Source organism: Mycobacterium genavense ATCC 51234, from assembly GCF_000526915.1.
In the GTDB taxonomy this organism is placed as follows: Bacteria; Actinomycetota; Actinomycetes; order Mycobacteriales; family Mycobacteriaceae; genus Mycobacterium; species Mycobacterium genavense.
Genome location: NZ_JAGZ01000001.1, coordinates 381,924 through 400,564, shown reverse-complemented (window position 1 = coordinate 400,564; position 18,641 = coordinate 381,924). Strand labels below are relative to the sequence as shown.

Here is an 18,641-nt window from a genome sequence, read left to right as displayed (position 1 = left end):
TTGGCGCGCCTACGCCCCGAATCCATTGCTTTGTCAGACCGGCCACCCGGATGCGTTAGTCTGTCCCGGATAGTTTCAAGCCCATTGGCGCACTATCGATATCGTGCGCCCCCGTAGCTCAGGGGATAGAGCGTCTGCCTCCGGAGCAGAAGGCCGCAGGTTCGAATCCTGCCGGGGGCACCCAAGTCTCACCGGGTAAAACGCAGTCTTGCCATCTAACCCCCGCTTGCGCCTGGCCCCGCGCCGTGTCGTGTCCACCCCGTAGCGAAGCCAACCATCCCCTTTAACTTCACTTAGTGAGCTAAATGAGGCCATGCTGGGGCAGTGTGGCGGGCTAGCTGAAATAACGTCAGCCCAGTTGACTTCAGTTTTGTAGTTAAGTGAAGCTACTCTAGAGTCATGACTTCACTTAGGCCCGTGACCTACGAGGACGTTCGTTGGGAACCGCAGGGGGCGCGGTACGCCGGCTCGGCGTTGCCGAAGCACGGCACCTACCACCCCGCTGTGCCGGCCAGCATTGCCGACCTGACCCTCGACCTTCCGCCGTCGGTGTTCGCAGCAGCCGAATCCGCCGGCAACGAGATCACCCGCTTCGACGCCGAACTCGGCGGCGAGATCGCACCGTTTGCCTCCGTGCTGGTGCGGTCAGAGTCCGCCGCCAGCTCACAGATCGAGAACCTGACCGCGTCGGCCCGCAGTATCGCCGAGGCGGAGTTGTCCACCGGCAAGTCCAAGCGCAACGCCGAGATGATCGTCGCCAACACCGCCGCCATGCGAGCAGCGGTCAGCTTGGCCGACAGCGTTGACGCCGACGCCATCTTGGCGATGCACCGCGCGTTGATGGCCAACGAAACACGCCATACGCCAGGCGAATTCCGTACCGAGCCGGTGTGGATCGGCGGCGGCTCCTCCCCCATCGGCGCGGCATTCGTCGGCCCGCGCCACGAACTGGTCCCCGACGCGATCAACGACCTCATCACCTTCGCGCACCGCGACGACGTTCCCGTGTTGCCCCAGATCGCGGTGGCCCATGCACAATTCGAGACAATTCACCCCTTCACCGAAGGGAACGGACGCACGGGCCGCGCGTTGGTGCAAGCCATGCTGCGCAACAAGGGCCTCAGCCAGCGGGTGACGGCGCCGCTCTCGGCCGGGCTACTGGCCGACACGAACGCATACTTCGCCGCGCTGACCGCCTATCGCAACGGTGACGCCGCACCGATCGTTGAGCAGTTCTCGCATGCCAGCGTCTTAGCTATCACTAACGGGCGCCAGCTGGTCGCCGACATTCGCGGTATCAGGGAAAGCTGGAACGACATAATCAAGGCCCGATCCGACTCGGCGGTGTGGAAGGTCGCCGATTTGCTGACCCGTCGCCCGGTCGTCAACGCCGCACTGCTGGTGCGGGTACTGGGCATCGAGTCCAGCAACGCGCACCGCTACTTGAGACCGCTCACCCAGGCGGGAATCCTCGTCGAGACGACCAGCGGACCCCGCAATCGCATATGGCGTTCTCCCGAAGTGCTCGCCGCGCTCGACACGTTCGCCGACCGGGCCGGACGGCGAGGCTAATTCGTTGGCCCCAGCGCGTAGGCCCCGGTCTCCGGATGGTGATACCAGCCGCTGGCCGCATGCGTGCCACCGTCCACGTGAATCGTCTGGCCGGTGATGTAGCTGGACATGTCGGAGGCGAGAAACACTGCCGCGCCGGCCATTTCGTCGACGTCACCCGCGCGTCCCATCGGCACCGTGAAGCCCGTCCGATCCCGTGACCCCGGCGGCGCCATCTGCTCGAGGCCTTCGGTCCACGTGATGTCGGAGGCCAGCGCATTGACCCGGATGCCGTGCGGGGCAAGTTCGAGCGCGGCGGTCTTGGTGTAGTTGATGACGCCCGCCTTGGCCGCCGCGTAGGTCGCGTAGCCGGGAGCGGCACGGACCCCCTCGATCGAGGTGACGCTGATGATGCTGCCGGGCAGCTTCTGCTCGACGAGGTGGCGGGCCACTCGCTGCGTGCACAGGTACACGTGGCGCAGGTTCGACCTGTACAGCGCGTCCCAGCCGTTCTCAGTGGTATCGAGGATCCCCGACCAGAAGACGCCGCCGGCATTGTTGACCAGGATCGACACCGGCCCGAGCTCTTCTGCGGTCTGCGCCAGCGCGGCGTCCACGGCGGCGCTGTCGCGGACATCGACCGGAATTCCGAGAGCGCCGATTTCGTCGGCGGCGGCCGCGCAGGTGTCGGGGTTGCGTTCCCAGATCGCGACCCGTGCACCGAATGCCGTCAGGCCCGCCGCGATGCCGCGGCCGATACCCGCACCCCCACCGGTGACGACCGCGACGCGGTCGGTGAGCAGGACGCTGGAGGGATCGAGTGCCATGGACCCGAATATAGGACAATCCCACGTCGGCATTTACAGTCCGTACTAGTTTTGTAATGTGGCGCCGCGGTGGGCGCCATCGCGAGCCTGCTCGAGACTCAGCCATCCGGGCGGCCGCCCGATGTGGAGCCGGGCTTCGAAGCGCACGCCGGATGGCCGCGGCCTTAACGATGCACGGAGGGTGCCATCGCGGGAACCGCGTTGAGCCACTGCATCTTTCCCGAGGCCGCGGCCGGGTTGACCGCCTGAGGTCGGCGGGTGAGCGGACCCGGATGCATGTCGATTTCAAGAACTGTTCGGTCCCGCCGACCCATTTGTCTTTCAATTCGATATGCGTTCAAGAGTGACTGGAATCTCTCGATTAGTTTGCTGATACGTTCGCGTCAGATGTCTCGCGCGGCGGGTAAAACCAAGATTTGAGGGCGGAAAACATGAAGGCCCACACACTGATCGCGGCTACCACATTCTTTGCTGGCCTGGCTGCATCGCCGGCACCCCTCGCTTCTGCCGAACCACCGGCGGCCGCCGACGACACGAAGATGAACGGCGTTTACCACTACGCGGACGAAGACGGCGACATCGGAACGTGGACGATCAACACCACGTGCAAGCAGGTCTGCGTCGCCCACGTGAGCACCGGTCCCGGTCAAGGCTTCAACGCCCCGCTGATCGACGGCCAGTACACCGTGACGCGCACGATCCCGGAAGCCGCGATCTGCGCCAACGACTCCAGCCTGCACCCGGTCCATGTCCACCAGTCCTGGGACCCGCTGACCCTCACCGGTGTTGCGGTCTTCTTGGACAGCGCGGCGCCGTGCGGCCTCACCGACCCGCACGACGCCTTCACCCTCACCAAGATCGGCTAGGGCCTGCTCCACAATTGTTCTAGCCCAACACTTTTGGCACTAAGACGCAGGTCAGACCTTGGCGCCCAGCCCCGCGATCAGGTTGATCGTGACCGCGAGAACCACCGCGCCCAGCAGGTAGGACACCAACGCTTGTCGCAACACCGTGGCCCTGATCGACGTCAGGTTGATCTCGGTGTCCGACACCTGGTACGTCATCCCCACGGTGAAGGCGACGTACACGAAGTCCTGAAACCGCGGTGGCTCCGGGTCGTGGAAGTCGATGCCGCCGGGTTCGCCGGAATAGTAGAGCCGCGCGTAGTGCACGGTGTACAACGTGTGCACGGCGAACCAGGACGCCGCGACGCTGAGGACGCCGACGATGGCGGCTTGCAGAACCTCGGCGCCGGAGCGCGATCCGGCGGCCACCACATATCCGACCCCGCCCAGGCTCGCGACGCTCGCGGTCAGGATGATCGCGTCGGCGGCCCACCGAGTCGGGTCCTCGCGCGTTGCCCAGATCCGGGTTTGGTCGGCATCCATTCCGCGCAGGATCGGCTGCGTCCACACCACATACACTCCTGCCGCGGTGATCCAACCGACCAGCGCGTACCGCGAACCGGCGGCGTGCCCCACCATGATGTCGACGACAACTCCGAGCACCACGACAACTGCCATCCGAACCGCGACGGTGTCGCGGAACAACTTCACCAGGGACGTCACATTCCGACCCTAACCATCATCGGATAACAACACTCGGGAGAAACTCCGAAAAAGACATGATTGCAGCGGGTCACTATTTCGTGCGTGTGGGAAAAGCACACCATTTCGTGCCCGGGCCTGGCCATTTTCCGCCTGCGCGCTTATTTTGGGAAACTATTTTGCCCAGCGCTCGCCGAGCCGACCCCGCTGGAGCGGGGTTGCGGTAGGTACAGCGGGATCTCGGGCGCTTCGGCCCGGCGACGGCGCACGCTCAGGTCTTTGCCCGCTTCATTCAATCGCTATGCACTCACGCGTCGCGAACAGCATAATAGGGCGTCGCACTTGACCGACCTCAAAAGGAGCCGACATGTTTTCTGCTCGCACACTCTGCGCACTGAGCGTCCCCGCTATTGCCGTTGCCGCCGCATTGACTGTGAGCACCGGGGTCGCCGCGCCGACGATGACGCTTACCTCGCCCAGATCCACAAGATCGGCCTCACCGGGGACAAGGACGGACTGATCCAGCGGGCACCTCATCTGCGCGGACCGCAGCGCCGGCGAGACCCCCGACCAGCTGGCCCAGGTGGTGCAGAGCAAGAACCCGGGGATCAGCCTCAGTGACGCGACGGGCGTCGTCAGCGCCGCCGAATCCAACTACTGCCCATAAGGCGCCGTCATTGGCCTAGTCCAGGCGAAACTTCGTGGCGCCGAACGGTTCCGATGTGCCCAGCGCGAACACCGCCGACGGCCGGGCACGATCGACCGGCCGGGGCGGCGGCCCCGCCGACGGCGCACTGTACTCGGTGGTGAGCGCGTCGCCGATGACCCGGGCGGGCCATCCGGACTGAACGAAAGCCTCTGCGACGGAGGCTAATTCGCTGCCGTCGGGATTGATCGTCGTGAGCCACGCCGTGTGGCGCTGCGGACCACCGGCGCCCGGCGCCTGTATCAGCTGACCGTCCAGCACCGTTTTTACCCGGGCCCACTCGATCGTCGGCGCTTCGTACCCGTCGAGATTGATCGTCATGACGATGGTGACCGGGGCCGGCCCGCAAACTCATCGCCCGCGTAGCAGGAACAGCCCGTAGGCCGCGACGGACTGCGAGTCCGCGATCACTCCCGAGCGCATCATCTCCTCGACGTCCTCGCGGGAGAACCACGCACTGTGCATGTCCTGCTCCTCGTGCTCGCGGTTTGATTCGCCCTCGGAGATGCCGGTGGCCAAGAACACCCAGCCGCGCTGACTGGTCAGCCGGGTGCGACATCGAGCAGGCCGAGCGCCTCGAACGAGGTCGCGCTCAACCCGGTTTCCTCGCGCAACTCGCGGGCAGCCAGCTCCGCGGGCGGGGTGTCTGCCAGATCGGGCGCGGTGCCTTGCGGAAACTCCCAGCGCCGCGCGCCCACCGGGTAGCGGAACTGTTCGACGAGCCGGAATCGCTCGCCGTCGTAGGGCAGCACCAGCGCATAGGTCGGCTTGTCCACCACGGCATAGATGCCGGGGCTGCCGTCCGGGCGGCGAATGTCGTCCTCCCGGAAGATCAGCCACGGATTCCGGTAGATCTCGCGCGACGCGAGACGTTCGATGAATGGCACGCAGCCCAGTATGAATGGGACCAACCCGCCACGACCGTGATGGCGAGCAGGTAGCGTTCGAAGCCATGCCTTCCCAAGACGTCATCACCGAGATCGTCAACAGCTATCTGACCCACGTCGCCAGCGGCGCCACCGACGAGATCGTCAACCTGTACTCCGCCGACGCCACCATCGAGGATCCGGTCGGATCCGAGGTGCGGCGCGGCCGGGATGCGGTCCGCGAGTTCTACGCGGCATTCCAAGATGCCAAGAAGGACACCGAACTCGCCGAGAGACGCATCGGCGGTAACGAGGCGGCGTTCTTCTGGCACCTGACGCTCAACGCCGGCGACACTCGCACCTAGATCTCGCCGATCTCGTTGATGACGTTCGACGACGACGGCAAGATCACGTCGATGCGGGCGTTTTGGGGTCCGTCGGACGTTCGCGTCCTGTAGCGCAAAGCCGTTATGGCCGAGGCAGATACGGGCCTGGCGCGCCGGCGGCCCTTGACCTTCCCGATGTTGCGCTGGCAGAAATCGGCACAGTGGCCGATAGTCATAGCAATGTGACGTTCCGGGAGGCGGGGTGAGTATGCGGGGCCACATCATCGTCAGCGGTGACAACGCGCTGGCGATGACGATCGCCGAGGAGCTTCAGAACGCGGGCGCGCGGATCGTCAAGCTCGTCGACGACACTGTCGCCGACACCAAGGAGGACCTCGCCCAGGCCGGGATCGATCATGCAGCGGCCGTTGTCTGCGCGGGAAACGACGACGCGATAAATCTCGAAATCGCTTTGCTGGCAAGGAAAGCCGACCCGAACGTGCGCGTGGTGGCCCGGCTGGCCAACGATGTGCTGCGCGAAGCGGTTGCCGCCGACAACGGCCCCGGCGCGATCCTCGACGTCGCTGAATTGGCGGCGCCCTCGGTCGTCGAAGCGGCCCTGGCGCACACCGCGCACCCGTTCGAGGTCGCCGGCATCAAATTGCTGGTGTCCGGCGCGGAGGCGCCCTACGACGGGACGTTGCGTGAGATCTACGGGGATCTGGCGCCGGTGGCGGTGATCCACGGCAAGAACTCCCCCACGCCCGGCTTTGTCGAAATCTGCCCGGCCCGCGACGTGCAGGTGCGTACCGGTGACTGGACGGCCATGATCGGCACGTCCGAAGAGTTGGCGGCGCAGGGCATCAGGGTCCGGGCACCCAGCGCGGCACGAGTACGTACCCGCTGGGTGCGGCGCGCCATCGAAGCCGTACGCGGGCCATCGAAGCCGTACGCGGGCTGTGGGCAGCGACGCCAACCCGATGTTCTTGCGCGCGATAGCCGCGGTGTTGACCGTGCTGATCGGCTCGACGGTGCTGTTGCGCTACAGCTACCAGCCGCACGCGAAAATGACCTGGGTCGACGCGTTGTACTTCAGCACCGAGACGATCGCGACCGTCGGCTATGGCGACTTCAGCTTCCTGTCCCAACCCACCTGGCTGCGACTGTTCGGCATCGGGCTGATGTTCGGCGGACTGATCACCACCGCCGTCCTGGTCGCATTCATCGCCGACCTGTTGATCTCGCGACGCTTCGCCTTCAGCGCCGGACGCCGCCGGGCACGCCAGCTGCGCAATCACGTCATCGTTGGGCTGGGCTCGTTCGGCAGCCGAGTCGCCGCCGATCTGACCGCAGCCGGATACGAGGTCGTGGTCATCGAGATCGACGAAAACAACCGCTATTTGTCGACCGCAGCCGAGCTGGGCATTCCGGTGATCTTCGGGGACGCGACGCTGCCGCAGACGCTGGAGGCGGCCCACGTCGAACACGCGCGTGCCGTGACGGTGCTCAGGCACGACGACATGGTCAACATCGAGACCGGGATCGTGCTGCGCGAGATGCTGGGCCCGCGGGTGATGCCGCAGGTCGTCAGGCCCGACGTTCCGATCGTGCTGCGCATCTACGACCATGTGCTGGGCAGCGCGGTCACCGACCGGTTCGGGTTCGACACCGTTCGTTCGACGGTCGAACTGGCCGCCCCGTGGTTCATCGGCGCCGCGATGGGCCTACATGTGCTGGGGACGTTTTCGGTCGGGCAGCGCTACTTCATGGTCGGCGGCATGCACGTGGCGCCGGGCAGCGAGCTCGACGTGCTGCGGATGTTCGAGCTGTCCACCCAAACCCGGGTCATCGTGATCACCCGGGAGGACGCGCCCGTGCAGCGCCGCCCCCGCCGCGACGCGCGGCTGCGCGGCGGCGACACCGTCTAGCTCGTCGGCCCGTATCGCGAGTTGCTGGCCACGCTGCGCAAGGGGCGGCCGCCACAGCAGCCGGACGTCGGCCGCGAGCGCCGCCCGGCCTAAAGCCGCCCGGCCACGTCGGCGGCGCGGCGCACCTGGTCGACGTCCGAACTGGTCGGAATCAGCTGCACCTCGTCGGTGCCGATGTCGGCGAACTTGCGCAGCACCGCGGCCAACTCGTCCTCGCTGCCGGCCCAGCCGGTCGTCGGCGCCATCGCGTCGACGTACTCCGCCGGGATCCAGTTCATGTAGCGGCGCAGGTGCCGATGCACCTGGGCGCGCGACTGCTCCGGTGTGCCGAAGGCGAACCAGAACGAGGTCGCCAGATGGGGTTTGGGCTTGCCGGCCCCTGCCCATGCCTCCCGTGCGACGTCGAAAAGCTCGTTTTGCTTGTCGACGTCGAGGTCCAGGGTGGTGCCGGCCAACCCGTCGGCCCAGGCCGCGGCGCTGCGGATGGTCTTCGGCCCGATGCTGCCGACGAGCAGCGGCGGACCGCCGGGCTGCACCGGCGCGGGCCCGACCGGCAGCACCGACTCGGTGAGCTTTTCGCCGACCCACACCCGCTTCATCACCGCGACCCGCGCGGCCATGTCGCGCCTGGTCTGCGTCGCCGGGTCGGCGCCGACCGCGTGGTAGTCCTCCTGCCTGCCGCCCACACCGATGCCCACGGTCAACCGCCCACCGGACAGCATTTCGCCGGTCGCGAGACCTTTCGCCAGCATCGTCGGATCGTGCAGCTGCGGCACGATCACCGTCGTCATCAGCCGCACCCGTTTCGTCCACGCCGCGAGCGCGCCGAGCAGGGTCAGGTTGTCCGGGTTTTCGAATGCGATGCGCTCGCCCCAGCACAGCGACGAGAACGGGCCCTCGTCGATCGCGCGCGCCCAGGTCTCGAGGACCGTCGCATCCAGATCCGGCTCCATCACCGGCATCGTCATTGCTATCCGCACGACGGCGATTGTGGCATGCCCTCTACATGTGGTCCCCGAAGTGGCAGCATGGGGTGAGTGCCCTTAGCCAGTACGTCCATCGCACATGTCCGCCTGACCGTCACCGATATCGAGCGATCGCGGCCAGTTCTACGAGAGCGTGTTCGACTGGCCGGTGTTGCTGGAAGTGCCCGAGAATGCCGACGAGGCGACCCGCGACCAGTTCTCCTTTTTGTTCGGCGGGGTCGTCTACGACCTCGGCGGTACCCTGCTCGGGCTGCGCCCGGTCGCCTCGGACCGCTTTCACGAAGACCGCTGCGGCCTGGACCACATCGAGTTCCGGCTCGCCAGCTTGGACGAATTAGACGCTGCCGCAGCACATCTCGATGACATCGGGATCGAGCACGAGCGGATCAAAGACATCGGGCCGTACTATATTCTGGAATTCCGCGACCCCGACAATATCGCCTTGGAGCTGACAACGTCCAAGTAAGCAGGAAAGAATCATGTCCATCAGTTTCAACCACACCATCGTCGCCGCCCGCGACAAGCGCGAGTCCGCGGAATTTCTCGCCGAGCTCTTCGACCTGCCCGCCCCGAAACCGTTCGGCCACTTCATGGCCGTCGCGCTCGAGCACGTCGCCACCCTCGATTACGCCGACGCGCCGCAGGGCGAGGAGATCTACCGCCAGCACTAAGCGTTCCTGGTCTCCGAGCCGGAGCTCGACACCATCTACGGCAAGATCACCTCGCGCGACCTGCAGCACTGGGCCGATCCCGGCCGCCAGCGGCCGGGCGAGATCAACCGCCGCGACGGCCGGCGCGGGGTCTACTTCCTGGATCCGTCCGGACACGCCATGGAGATCCTGACTCGGCCGTACGGGTCGGGCCCGGTCTAATCGCGCCGTACGGGTCGGGCCCGGTCTAATCGCTACGCCCGGCGCCGTGCCGCCGGCTCTCCTGGCCCCGATAGTCGTCGGCGAGCTTGGCGACGTGCTTGGGCAGGGTGCCGGACGCCACGTCGGCCAGGCTGGTCTCCTCCAGCACCGATCGCATGCTGGCGCGCAACGCACGCCAGACGTCGGCCAACGGTGCCGTCGGCCCGGAGTACGGCAGGTCACCAAGGCCGATGTCACGGACGCTGGCCAGCGGCCCGTCGATGCAACGCAGCACGTCGGCGATGCTGATCTCGCTACCCGGGCGGGCCAGCTCGTAGCCCCCGTCGCGGCCGCGGTGGCTGCGCACCAAGCGGTCGGTGCGCAGGTTGGTCAGGATGTCGACGAGAAACTGCGGCGGTATGCCCTGCGCCTGGGCCAAGTCGTCGGTCTTGACCAGCGTGCCGCTTTCCACGGTGGCGAGCTGGATCATCGCCCGCACCGCGTACTCCGCCTTGGCTGACATCCGCACCTTGAGGATTGTGCCATCCCGTGCGGCAGGTCGAACCTGTGCGCCTAGGCGCCCAACTCCAGCATGTCGATGACACGCTGCGCCATCTCCTCGAGCGAACAGTTCGGGACCAGCCGCAGATCGGGATTCTTCGGCCGCTGGTACGGACTGTCGATACCGGTGAAATGCGTGATTTCACCGGCCCGGGCTTTGGCGTACAGCCCCTTGGGATCACGGGCCTCACACTGCGCGAGCGGGGTATCGCAGAACACCTCGAAGAACTCAAACCCGGCGTCGGCGTGCACTTTCCGAGCCATCTCGCGGTGCTCGGCCAGCGGGCTGATCGCGGGCACCAGCACGGTCTGGCCCGAATTGGCCAGCAATGTCGCGACGTGGGCCAGCCGGCGCAGGTTCTCCGCCCGGTCGGCCATCGAAAAGCCCAGGTCGGCATTCAGGCCGTGGCGCAGGTTGTCGCCGTCGAGAACATAAGCGGGCGTTCCCTTTTCGAGCAGCTTCTGCTCGACCAGCATCGCCACCGATGACTTGCCCGCACCCGACAGGCCGGTGAGCCAGACGGTCCGGCCGCGAGCCGCCCGGTCTTTGGCGGTGACCAGCGATTCGTGCCGCACGGTGTTCGGGCTTGCCTTCTGCGCCGTGACGTCGCGCAACACCATACCCGCCGCGACCGTGCCGTTGGTGTGCGGGTCGATTAGGATGAACGATCCCGTGCTGGCGTTGCGGGTGTACTCGTCGAGCAGCAACGGCACCTGCGCGCGCAGCGAGATACGGCCAAGTTCGTTGAGCTTCAAGGCCGTAGCGCTCTTGTCCCGATGCAGGGTGTTGACGTCGAGCCGGTAGTCCAGCGCGGTGACCCGGGCCCGGGTGGTGCGAGTGGTGTGTTTGATGACGTAGTCGCGGCCCGGCTCGAGGGAAGCGCCGTCGGCCATCCAGCACACGGTCGCGTCGAATTCCTGGGTGACCCGGGGCTGGTTGTTGGCGCGGGCGAGCATGTCGCCCCGCGAGATGTCGATATCGTCGGCCAGGTTCACCGAGACGGCCATCGGCGGAAACGCTTCTTCTATCGGGCCATTCGGGCCTTCGATGGCGGTGATCCGGCTGGTCTTGCCGATCGGCAAGACCACCACCTCGTCGCCCGGGCGCATCACGCCGCTGGCCACCGTTCCGGCGTAGCCGCGGTGGTCATGGTGTTCGTGGGTCTGCGGTCGGATCACGTACTGCACCGGGAACCGCACGTCGACCAGAATGCGGTCACCGGCGATGTACACCTCCTCGAGGTGTGAGAGCAGCGCCGGACCCTCGTACCAGGGCGTCTGATTCGATTTGGTGACGACGTTGTCGCCGTGCAGAGCCGAAATCGGGATGGTGGCCACATCCTGCACGTCCAAACGTGCTGCGAAGGCGTGGAATTCGTCTTTGATCGCGTCGAACTTGGCGCGGTCCCAGTCGATCAGGTCCATCTTGTTGACGGCGAGCACGATGTGCTGGATGCCCAGCAGCGACGCCAAAAAGGCGTGCCGGCGGGATTGCTCGAGCAGCCCCTGGCGGACGTCGACGAGCACGATCACCAGCTGCGCGGTGGACGCCCCGGTCACCATGTTGCGGGTGTACTGAATGTGGCCCGGGGTGTCGGCGATGATGAATTTCCGCCTGGGCGTGGCGAAGTAGCGGTACGCGACGTCGATCGTGATGCCTTGCTCCCGCTCGGCCCGCAGGCCGTCGGTGACCAGTGCCAGATCGGTGTAGTCGTGACCGCGTTCCTTCGACGTCTTCTCGACCGCGGCCCACTGGTCTTCCATCACGGCCTTGGAGTCGTACAGCAGCCGGCCGATCAGGGTGGACTTGCCGTCGTCGACCGAACCGGCAGTTGCGATGCGCAGCAACGTGGTTGGGGCAGCCATCAGAAGTAACCCTGCCTCTTCCGGTCTTCCATTCCAGCCTCCGAGATGCGATCGTCGGCCCGGGTGGCCCCGCGCTCGGTCAGCCGGGAGACCGCGGTCTCGGCGATGACCTCCGACACCGTGGCGGCCTCCGATTCGACGCACCCGGTGCAGGTGACATCGCCGACCGTGCGGAACCGCACCGTCTTCTCCACCACCTGCTCGTCGGGGCGCGGCTGCATGTGGCGGTGTACGGCCAGCAGCATCCCGTCGCGCTCGAAAACCTTGCGCCGGTGGGCGTAATAGATCGGGGGCAACTTGACCTTCTCGGCACCGATGTAGGACCAGATGTCGAACTCGGTCCAGTTCGACAGCGGGAAGACCCGGATGTGCTCACCCTTGTGGTGCCGCCCGTTGTAGAGGTTCCACAGCTCGGGCCGCTGGGCCTTGGGGTCCCACTGGCCGAATTCGTCGCGAAAGCTGAACACCCGCTCCTTGGCGCGCGCCTTCTCCTCGTCGCGCCGCGCCCCGCCGAACGCGGCGTCGAACTTGTTCTCCCGGATGGCGCGCAGCAGCGTCACCGTCTGAATCGGATTGCGCGACGGGATGGTCTCGACGACCCGGCCGGCGTCGATGTCTTCTTGCACCGACGCCACCACCAGGCGCACCCCGAACTCCTCGACGAGTTCGTCGCGAGTCGAGATCACCTCGTCGAAGTTGTGACCGGTGTCGACATGCATGACCGGGAACGGCAGCCGCCCGGGGCGAAACGCCTTGAGCGCCAGGTAGAGCATCACGATCGAGTCCTTGCCGCCGGAGAACAGCAGCACCGGGCGCTCGAACTCCGCGGCGACCTCGCGGATGATGTGGATGGCCTCCGCCTCCAACGAGCGCAGATGGCTCAATTCGTACTGGCCCGCCGCGGGGCCCGCCGTCACGGTCATCGCTTCCTGTCCGAACCACTTATCCGGATAAACTTGGTCGAACGGACCATGTTTACGGTCATTGAGGTTTATAGAACCAGCCGGCCCCGGCCGTGTCAACAAACGGGCGACGTGGGGGCGGGCCGAGTACCGGGCACCTCGCACCAGACCTTCCACCACGACCGATCGGTGCGGCAGCATGGACGAATGACCACCTCCTCCGCCCCCCCAGCGGGCGCGACGTGATCGCGCAGTTTCTGCCTCAATCACCGTTCGTCACCAAGCTGGGCATCGTCGCAGACCAGCTCACCGACGACGAGGTGCGGCTGCGGCTGCCGTGGGATCCGTCCAACGTCACGCTCGGCGACATGGTGCACGGCGACGCCATCGCCACCCTGGCCGATCTGACCGTGATGGCCGCGGCATGGTGCGGCAGGGAAGCCCCGCCGCAATTCCGCGGCGTGACCGTGTCGATGGCCCTGGACTTCATGGCGCCGGCCCGGGCCACCGACGTGATCGGGGTGGGCCGGGTGCTGCGGCGCGGCCGGTCACTGACCAACTGCGAGGCCGAGATCGTCGACCCGGAGGGCCAGCTGATCGCCAAGGCCCTCGCGACCTACAAGGTCGGCTGACGCCGGAGGATGTCACGATGTGCCCGCCTCCGAGCGACAACCAGGCCGCTGGCGCGGAGCGCGGAATTTCGTTGTCGCTGTGAGGCGGGCACACGCCGGGTGACCCGCGGCCCGTCCGGGCCAACGGAGGCGCTAGAGGGTTACCTCGTCGAGCTTGCCGGTGGCGACGTCGAAGACGAAGCCCCGCAGCGACACCTGTTTGGTGACAAACGGGTTGTTTTCGATGCGGCGCAACGACTGCCGGACGTCTTCGGCGGGATCCGGGAAGGCCTCGGCCGCCCACGGCGGCTTGACGCCCGTCTCTTCCTGGATGGCGCGCTTGAAGTCGTCGTCGGTGAAGGTGAGCATCCCGCAGTCGGTGTGGTGGATCAGGATGATCTCCCGAGTCCCCAGCAGCCGCTGGCTGATGGCCAACGAGCGAATCACGTCGTCGGTGACGACGCCGCCGGCGTTGCGGATGACGTGGGCCTCGCCCTCGTTCAGGCCCAGGATGCGGTAGACGTCGAGCCGGGCATCCATACACGCGACGACCGCGACGTGTTTGCTCGGCGGCATGGGCAGTGGCCCGTTGAACGTGCTGGCGTATCCGGCGTTGTGGGCCAGGTAGTCATCGGTAACCGTCACGGCAGGCCTCCTCGCGGCAGCGCGGCATGGAATTGCTACACAGTCGGTGCCGCAGTGTATCGCTTTCGGTTCCCGCCCCCTCTAATTTTGCTCTGCGGGGTCTTAAATCCGGCAAGCGACGGCCCCGGGTGTGGCCGGGCTACAGGTCGTTGCCCGCGTACGACTGGTTGAAGCTCTTGTGGGCCAGCGGGAAGTCCGGGACGACCGTGTCGGCCATCGCCACCGGCAGCGCGGGCCAGTTGAACCAGGAGGGGTCGACGATTTTGGCGCGGGTGATGCGATCGTCCGCGTCGACTTCGACGCGGTGCACGATGGTGCCGCGCCAACCTTCGACGATGCCGACACCGCTGCCCACCGTACCCACCGAGTCGGCGCTGACCCTGTATTCGATTGGGCCGCTGTGTGATTCGACGATGTGACAGGCGAGGGCAACCGAGGCCGCGAACTCGTCGCGCCGCACGGTGTAACGGGCGAGGACGTCGCCGTCCGGCACGCAGATCTGGGCAACGGGCAGTTCGACGGTGGGGTGCTCGACCCGGGCATCGGTACGCAGGCCACTGGCGCGGGCGACGTAACCCAAGCAGCCCAGGGCGGCGGCGTCCTCGCAGCGCAGCGTCGCGGTGCCGGCGAAGCGGTCGTAGGCGACCGTGTTGCTCAGCGTCAGCGCGGCGAGCTCAGCCACCTCGGCGCCGAGCCGTCGAATCTCCTCGGTGTCGGGAAGTTTTTGCAGCACCACTGCGCCCGGGTGGATGGCTCCGCGCAGCAGCCGGTGGCCGGTGACCGTGGCGTTGAGCCGCAACAGTCGTTCCCGGATGCGCAGGGCATGCGCGTTGGCGATGCCGTAGCCGATGTCGTTGGCCGGGGCGCCCAGATCGGCCGCGTGGTTGTACAGTCGCTCGAGCTCGACGATCAGCGCCCGTAGCCGATGCACCTCGTCGGGCAGCTCGATGCCGAGCGCGTCTTCGATGGCAAGGCTATGGGCCAGGGCGTGGGCGGCCGACGTGTCGCCGCTGATCCGTTCGGCGAGATCGATTGCCCCCGCGGCGGACTGGCCGTGAAACAGTCTCTCGATGCCGCGGTGCACGAACCACAGCCGGGCCTTCAGCCGCACGACGGTTTCGCCGGCCACGGAGAAGCGAAAGTGGCCGGGTTCGATCAGGCCCGCGTGGATGGGGCCGACCGGGATCTCGTAGACCCCGGGGCCTTCGACGTTGAGGAAGGGGAATGCGCCGGTGTCCGCGAATTCGGGCGCGGGCCCCGCGTCGACACGCATCGGATGCCAGTCGGGCCAGTGCGCGTGCCGCACCAGGCGGCGCGGTTTGGGGTGGCCGACCGGGTGGATTCCGTACAAGTCGGCCATCTCGCGCTCGAATCGGCTTGCCGGAAACGATATGTAGGCCAAGGATTGGATGCTCGGGTTATCCACGGGCACAACGTATTCGAGCTCTACACGGCGGTCCGGACAGCCGGCCAGAAAAAGGTAAACCACCCGCAGGCTGTCGGTGTCGTCGTGCGCGGCGACCAGCGCCGGTCGAAACGAATCGCCCAGGAGCTGTTCGGCCATCTCGGTCAGCTCAAGCTGGGATACCCTGTGTCGCAACCAAGTTCGTCTCACCGCGGGGCTCCCACGTTGCTGCTGGCGGCGACGGCGAACAGGTGAGCGAGCGGGCCGGCCGTGACGCCTAGGGCTGCGCAGACGGCGATGCCGATGATCAAAACCATTGCAGCCGTGGCGGGCACGACAAGCGACGGCGCGCCCGCTGCGGGTGCGCTGAGCAGTACTCGCCCGGAGTTGCAGACCAGCGCGGTGAAGGCGATCGCGATCAGCAGCATCGCGACGCCCAACACCCAGACCAACCGCGCACGGGCCAGCGACCGCGCGATCGCCAGCTCACTGGCGAACATCGCGAAAGGAGGCAAGCCGAGCAGGACGATCGAGCCGGTGGCGAATGACAGGCCGACCAGCCGCGACCGGCGCAGCACGCCGGTGATATCCGCGATCGCGGTGGAGTCGTCCGCGGCCTGCAGGTGGCACCCGCAAGGAACAACACCGTCTTCGCGATCCCGTGGGCAAGCACATGCAGCAGTAGCGCGGAGATCGCCAATGTGGTGCCGGCGGCCGCGGCAATCGCAATCAGGCCCATGTTCTCCATCGAGGAGTACGCCAGCATCCGCTTGATGTCACCGGTGATGGTCAGCATCAGGGCGGCGATCAGCAGCGTCATCAACCCGACCACCAGCAGCCCGCCGCGCAGGAAGGTGGGGCCGGTGGCGGCGTCGATGATCGGCCGCAGTCGGATCAGCACCGAGAAGTTTGGCCTGCACGACGGGCCGACGCCATCTGCGTTCCCGCTGCAATGCGCGCCGCATCTTGTCCGGCGCGGTGGTGTATCGCCAGCGGGCCCACGGGGCATGCGGTCGGGACAGCCGAATCGCCCCGATGACCAGCAGCACCACGATGAACATGCCGAGCAGGCCGGTCCACACCTTGCCCTTGAGCACAACGCCCATCGCCAGCGGCAGCGTCATCACCAGCGCGCCGACCACCGCGACGTGCCAGGCCGACGACGCCGTGTCACGGGCGACCGGGAACAGAAACATCAGCGGGTGCAGGCCCATGATCAGCAATCCGGCCACCGCCACCGCGGCGAAGACGGCTTCCACCGAACTGCGGCCGTCCTCTTCCCAGTACACGTCCGACAGATGCAGGATCAGTGCGTACTCGTCGAGCACCAGTGCCGCACCGATGCCGAAACGATTGCCGACACCGTGTTTTCGGCTTCTTGGCCGTTGTCCGACAGCGTCACCAACGTCAGCCCGGAGATCATCACCAGCACCACGCCGAACGTCACGTGGTGGATGTGCACTCCCCCGATGTGGACGTTGCGCGGCTGCCACCACCGGGCGGGCAGGCCGCGCTCGACGCGGTGCCGGATGAAGCGGACGAAAGTTCGGGTGACGAAGAAGGTCAGGATGAAGGCGACCAGGCAGCACAGCAACGGCAGCCGGCCGCCGTGGACGATGTCGTGGGAGAACCAGTGGGCCACTCTGTGTAGGAACCAGTCGAACACCTTTGCAACCTACGCCCGGCCGTCCCCGCGACGCGGGAGCCGCGCTGCGCGACCTGACGGCGTGCGGCACCGATTACGCTGTTGTGCAACATGAGTAATTCGCAGGCACCCATCGTGGGCAGCCGACCGGGGCGGGCGTTGTTGTGGTGTCTGTTGTGGCTGCTGGCCGCCGCGGCGCTGGGCTACACAGCCTGGGGCCTTTTTGCGCACATCCCGTACCGAATCGATATCGACATCTATCAGATGGGCGGCCAGACGTGGCTGGACGGCCGTCCGCTGTATCGCGGCGACGTGTTGTTCCACACACCCATCGGCCTGAATCTGCCGTTCACCTATCCCCCGCTGGCCGCGATCGTGTTCAGCCCGTTTGCCTGGCTGCACATGCCGGCGGCCAGCGTCGCGATCACCGCGCTGACCCTGGTGCTGCTGATCGTCTCGACGGTGATCGTGCTGACCCGACTCGACGTGTGGAGCACCTCGTCGCTGGTCCCCGGACCGGCCTGGCTGCGCCGGTGGTGGCTGGCGGTGGTCGTGGTGGCGCAGGCCTCGATTTGGCTGGAGCCCATCGCCTCGAACTTCGCCTTCGGCCAGATCAACGTCGTGCTGATGACGCTGGTGATCGCCGACTGCGTGCCGCGCCGCACGCCGTGGCCCCGCGGGCTGCTGCTGGGGTTGGGTATGGCGCTCAAGCTCACCCCCGCGGTGTTCCTGCTGTATTTCCTGGTGCGTCGCGACTTCCGCACCGCGCTCACGGCCGTGACGTCGTTCGCCGCGGCAACGCTGGTCGGGTTCGTCCTGGCCTGGAGCGACTCGTGGGAGTACTGGACGCACACCGTGCACCACACCGATCGGATCGGCTCCGCGGCGCTGAACACCGACCAGAACATCGCGGGCGCGCTGGCCCGGATCGGGCTTCCCGAGCAGCTGCGTTTCCTGCTGTGGGCGGGCCTGTGCCTGGCGGTGCTCGCGCTGACCGTCTGGGCGATGCGACGGGTGTTGGCGGCCGGCGAGACGACGCTGGCGGTCATCTGCGTGGCCCTGTTCGGGTTGATGGTGTCGCCGGTGTCGTGGTCACACCACTGGGTGTGGGCGCTTCCGGCGCTGCTGGTGACCGCGGTCCTGGGTTGGCGACGCCGGAACATCGCGCTGGGCGTGCTGACCGCCGCCGGCGTGGGACTGATGGTGTGGGAGCCGCTCGAGCTGATGCCCAAGCACCACGAGGAGACTGCCAACTGGTGGCGTCAGCTGCTCGGGATGTCCTACGTGTGGTGGGCGCTGGCGGTGATCATCGCGGCCGGACCCACCGTCACCGCCCGGGTCAGCGCTCGGGATGCGCAGGTGCGCAGCGACTCCGAGGCCGGACGTCAGCTCGTCACGGACGTGAACGTCGCGACTTA

12 protein-coding genes, 1 tRNA gene and 9 pseudogenes are annotated in these 18,641 nt (G+C 66.6%); 10 read left to right on the top strand and 12 right to left on the bottom strand.

From position 1 onward, the window contains the following. The first annotated feature begins 107 nt into the window (after window positions 1-107). Window positions 108-180: transfer RNA gene (locus T428_RS0101945), tRNA-Arg, on the top strand. Between the two features lie 219 nt (window positions 181-399). Continuing rightward, the gene (locus T428_RS0101940) at window positions 400-1,572 is read left to right on the top strand and encodes a Fic family protein (protein ID WP_025735150.1); all 1,173 of its coding nucleotides are present in this window, start codon (window positions 400-402) and stop codon (window positions 1,570-1,572) included. Here the strand turns inward: T428_RS0101940 and T428_RS0101935 are convergent. Further along, window positions 1,569-2,378, bottom strand: coding sequence for an SDR family NAD(P)-dependent oxidoreductase (locus tag T428_RS0101935; RefSeq protein ID WP_025735149.1), 810 nt, complete (start codon window positions 2,376-2,378; stop codon window positions 1,569-1,571). The two genes, T428_RS0101940 and T428_RS0101935, sit on opposite strands and share 4 nt — an antisense overlap. A gap of 431 nt (window positions 2,379-2,809) precedes the next feature. On the opposite strand from T428_RS0101935, the gene T428_RS0101925 reads away from it, so the two are divergent. After that, window positions 2,810-3,244, top strand: coding sequence for a hypothetical protein (locus T428_RS0101925; RefSeq protein ID WP_025735148.1), 435 nt, complete (start codon window positions 2,810-2,812; stop codon window positions 3,242-3,244). Between the two features lie 51 nt (window positions 3,245-3,295). Here T428_RS0101925 and T428_RS0101920 read toward each other — a convergent pair whose 3' ends face one another. Then, window positions 3,296-3,901: a DUF1345 domain-containing protein gene (locus T428_RS0101920; protein ID WP_051465114.1), complete on the bottom strand. Its 606-nt coding sequence runs from the start codon at window positions 3,899-3,901 to the stop codon at window positions 3,296-3,298. Window positions 3,902-4,460: 559 nt separating this feature from the next. Here T428_RS0101920 and T428_RS35240 point away from each other — a divergent pair. Then, on the top strand, window positions 4,461-4,592 hold the full coding sequence (locus T428_RS35240; RefSeq protein ID WP_281173628.1) for a DUF732 domain-containing protein: 132 nt from the start codon (window positions 4,461-4,463) through the stop codon (window positions 4,590-4,592). Window positions 4,593-4,607: 15 nt separating this feature from the next. Here the strand turns inward: T428_RS35240 and T428_RS0101910 are convergent, their stop codons facing one another. Together T428_RS0101910 and T428_RS25055 are read right to left on the bottom strand one after the other, a co-directional pair. Then, window positions 4,608-4,952, bottom strand: coding sequence for a hypothetical protein (locus T428_RS0101910; protein WP_025735145.1), 345 nt, complete (start codon window positions 4,950-4,952; stop codon window positions 4,608-4,610). Between the two features lie 30 nt (window positions 4,953-4,982). Next, window positions 4,983-5,518 (bottom strand): annotated as a pseudogene (locus T428_RS25055) (NUDIX domain-containing protein). 65 nt (window positions 5,519-5,583) lie between these two features. Here T428_RS25055 and T428_RS25050 point away from each other — a divergent pair. Together T428_RS25050 and T428_RS25045 are read left to right on the top strand one after the other, a co-directional pair. Further along, a pseudogene (locus tag T428_RS25050) lies at window positions 5,584-5,955 on the top strand (nuclear transport factor 2 family protein). A gap of 136 nt (window positions 5,956-6,091) precedes the next feature. Further along, window positions 6,092-7,844, top strand: a pseudogene (locus tag T428_RS25045) (NAD-binding protein). Here the strand turns inward: T428_RS25045 and T428_RS0101890 are convergent. Beyond that, a complete protein-coding gene (locus tag T428_RS0101890; RefSeq protein WP_025735144.1) occupies window positions 7,841-8,719 on the bottom strand; it encodes an LLM class flavin-dependent oxidoreductase in 879 nt (292 codons plus the stop codon). The pseudogene T428_RS25045 and the gene T428_RS0101890 overlap by 4 nt on opposite strands. Window positions 8,720-8,788: 69 nt before the next feature. On the opposite strand from T428_RS0101890, the pseudogene T428_RS25040 reads away from it, so the two are divergent. Both T428_RS25040 and T428_RS25035 read left to right on the top strand, forming a co-directional pair. Beyond that, window positions 8,789-9,203: pseudogene (locus T428_RS25040) on the top strand (VOC family protein). 13 nt (window positions 9,204-9,216) lie between these two features. Beyond that, window positions 9,217-9,609, top strand: a pseudogene (locus tag T428_RS25035) (VOC family protein). Between the two features lie 25 nt (window positions 9,610-9,634). On the opposite strand, the gene T428_RS0101875 reads toward T428_RS25035, so the two are convergent. The 3 genes and pseudogenes from T428_RS0101875 to cysD all read right to left on the bottom strand — a co-directional run bounded on the left by T428_RS0101875 (window position 9,635) and on the right by cysD (window position 12,988). Continuing rightward, window positions 9,635-10,117, bottom strand: a complete 483-nt coding sequence (locus tag T428_RS0101875) for an Rrf2 family transcriptional regulator (RefSeq protein ID WP_025735143.1) — start codon at window positions 10,115-10,117, stop codon at window positions 9,635-9,637. Window positions 10,118-10,161: 44 nt separating this feature from the next. After that, window positions 10,162-12,015, bottom strand: coding sequence for an adenylyl-sulfate kinase (gene cysC, locus T428_RS0101870; RefSeq protein ID WP_025735142.1), 1,854 nt, complete (start codon window positions 12,013-12,015; stop codon window positions 10,162-10,164). Next, window positions 12,015-12,988: pseudogene (gene cysD, locus T428_RS0101865) on the bottom strand (sulfate adenylyltransferase subunit CysD). Before cysD ends, cysC begins: the two are co-directional and overlap by 1 nt. A gap of 171 nt (window positions 12,989-13,159) precedes the next feature. On the opposite strand from cysD, the gene T428_RS0101860 reads away from it, so the two are divergent. Continuing rightward, window positions 13,160-13,549, top strand: coding sequence for a PaaI family thioesterase (locus T428_RS0101860; protein ID WP_025735140.1), 390 nt, complete (start codon window positions 13,160-13,162; stop codon window positions 13,547-13,549). A gap of 132 nt (window positions 13,550-13,681) precedes the next feature. Here the strand turns inward: T428_RS0101860 and T428_RS0101855 are convergent, their stop codons facing one another. The 4 genes and pseudogenes from T428_RS0101855 to T428_RS25025 all read right to left on the bottom strand — a co-directional run. Further along, window positions 13,682-14,173 (bottom strand): beta-class carbonic anhydrase, encoded by a 492-nt coding sequence (locus tag T428_RS0101855; protein WP_025735139.1) that lies wholly within the window; start codon window positions 14,171-14,173, stop codon window positions 13,682-13,684. 139 nt (window positions 14,174-14,312) lie between these two features. Then, complete coding sequence (locus T428_RS0101850) at window positions 14,313-15,737, bottom strand: hydrogenase large subunit (protein ID WP_051465093.1); 1,425 nt, start codon at window positions 15,735-15,737, stop codon at window positions 14,313-14,315. Between the two features lie 47 nt (window positions 15,738-15,784). Next, a pseudogene (locus T428_RS25030) lies at window positions 15,785-16,485 on the bottom strand (proton-conducting transporter transmembrane domain-containing protein); the annotation flags it as partial. Then, a pseudogene (locus tag T428_RS25025) lies at window positions 16,376-17,220 on the bottom strand (hypothetical protein); the annotation flags it as partial. The pseudogenes T428_RS25030 and T428_RS25025, both read right to left, overlap by 110 nt. A 114-nt stretch (window positions 17,221-17,334) precedes the next feature. Here T428_RS25025 and T428_RS0101835 point away from each other — a divergent pair. Beyond that, window positions 17,335-18,628 (top strand): annotated as a pseudogene (locus T428_RS0101835) (glycosyltransferase 87 family protein). Window positions 18,629-18,641 lie beyond the last annotated feature (13 nt).

Excerpts from the sequence above, each read along its gene's own strand:
- T428_RS0101940 (WP_025735150.1), top strand. The coding sequence starts at position 400 with ATGACTTCACTTAGGCCCGTGACCTACGAGGACGTTCGTTGGGAACCG.
- T428_RS0101935 (WP_025735149.1), bottom strand. The coding sequence starts at position 2,378 with ATGGCACTCGATCCCTCCAGCGTCCTGCTCACCGACCGCGTCGCGGTC.
- T428_RS0101925 (WP_025735148.1), top strand. The coding sequence starts at position 2,810 with ATGAAGGCCCACACACTGATCGCGGCTACCACATTCTTTGCTGGCCTG.
- T428_RS0101920 (WP_051465114.1), bottom strand. The coding sequence starts at position 3,901 with ATGGCAGTTGTCGTGGTGCTCGGAGTTGTCGTCGACATCATGGTGGGG.
- T428_RS0101910 (WP_025735145.1), bottom strand. The coding sequence starts at position 4,952 with ATGACGATCAATCTCGACGGGTACGAAGCGCCGACGATCGAGTGGGCC.
- T428_RS0101890 (WP_025735144.1), bottom strand. The coding sequence starts at position 8,719 with ATGACGATGCCGGTGATGGAGCCGGATCTGGATGCGACGGTCCTCGAG.
- cysC (WP_025735142.1), bottom strand. The coding sequence starts at position 12,015 with ATGGCTGCCCCAACCACGTTGCTGCGCATCGCAACTGCCGGTTCGGTC.
- T428_RS0101850 (WP_051465093.1), bottom strand. The coding sequence starts at position 15,737 with ATGGCCGAACAGCTCCTGGGCGATTCGTTTCGACCGGCGCTGGTCGCC.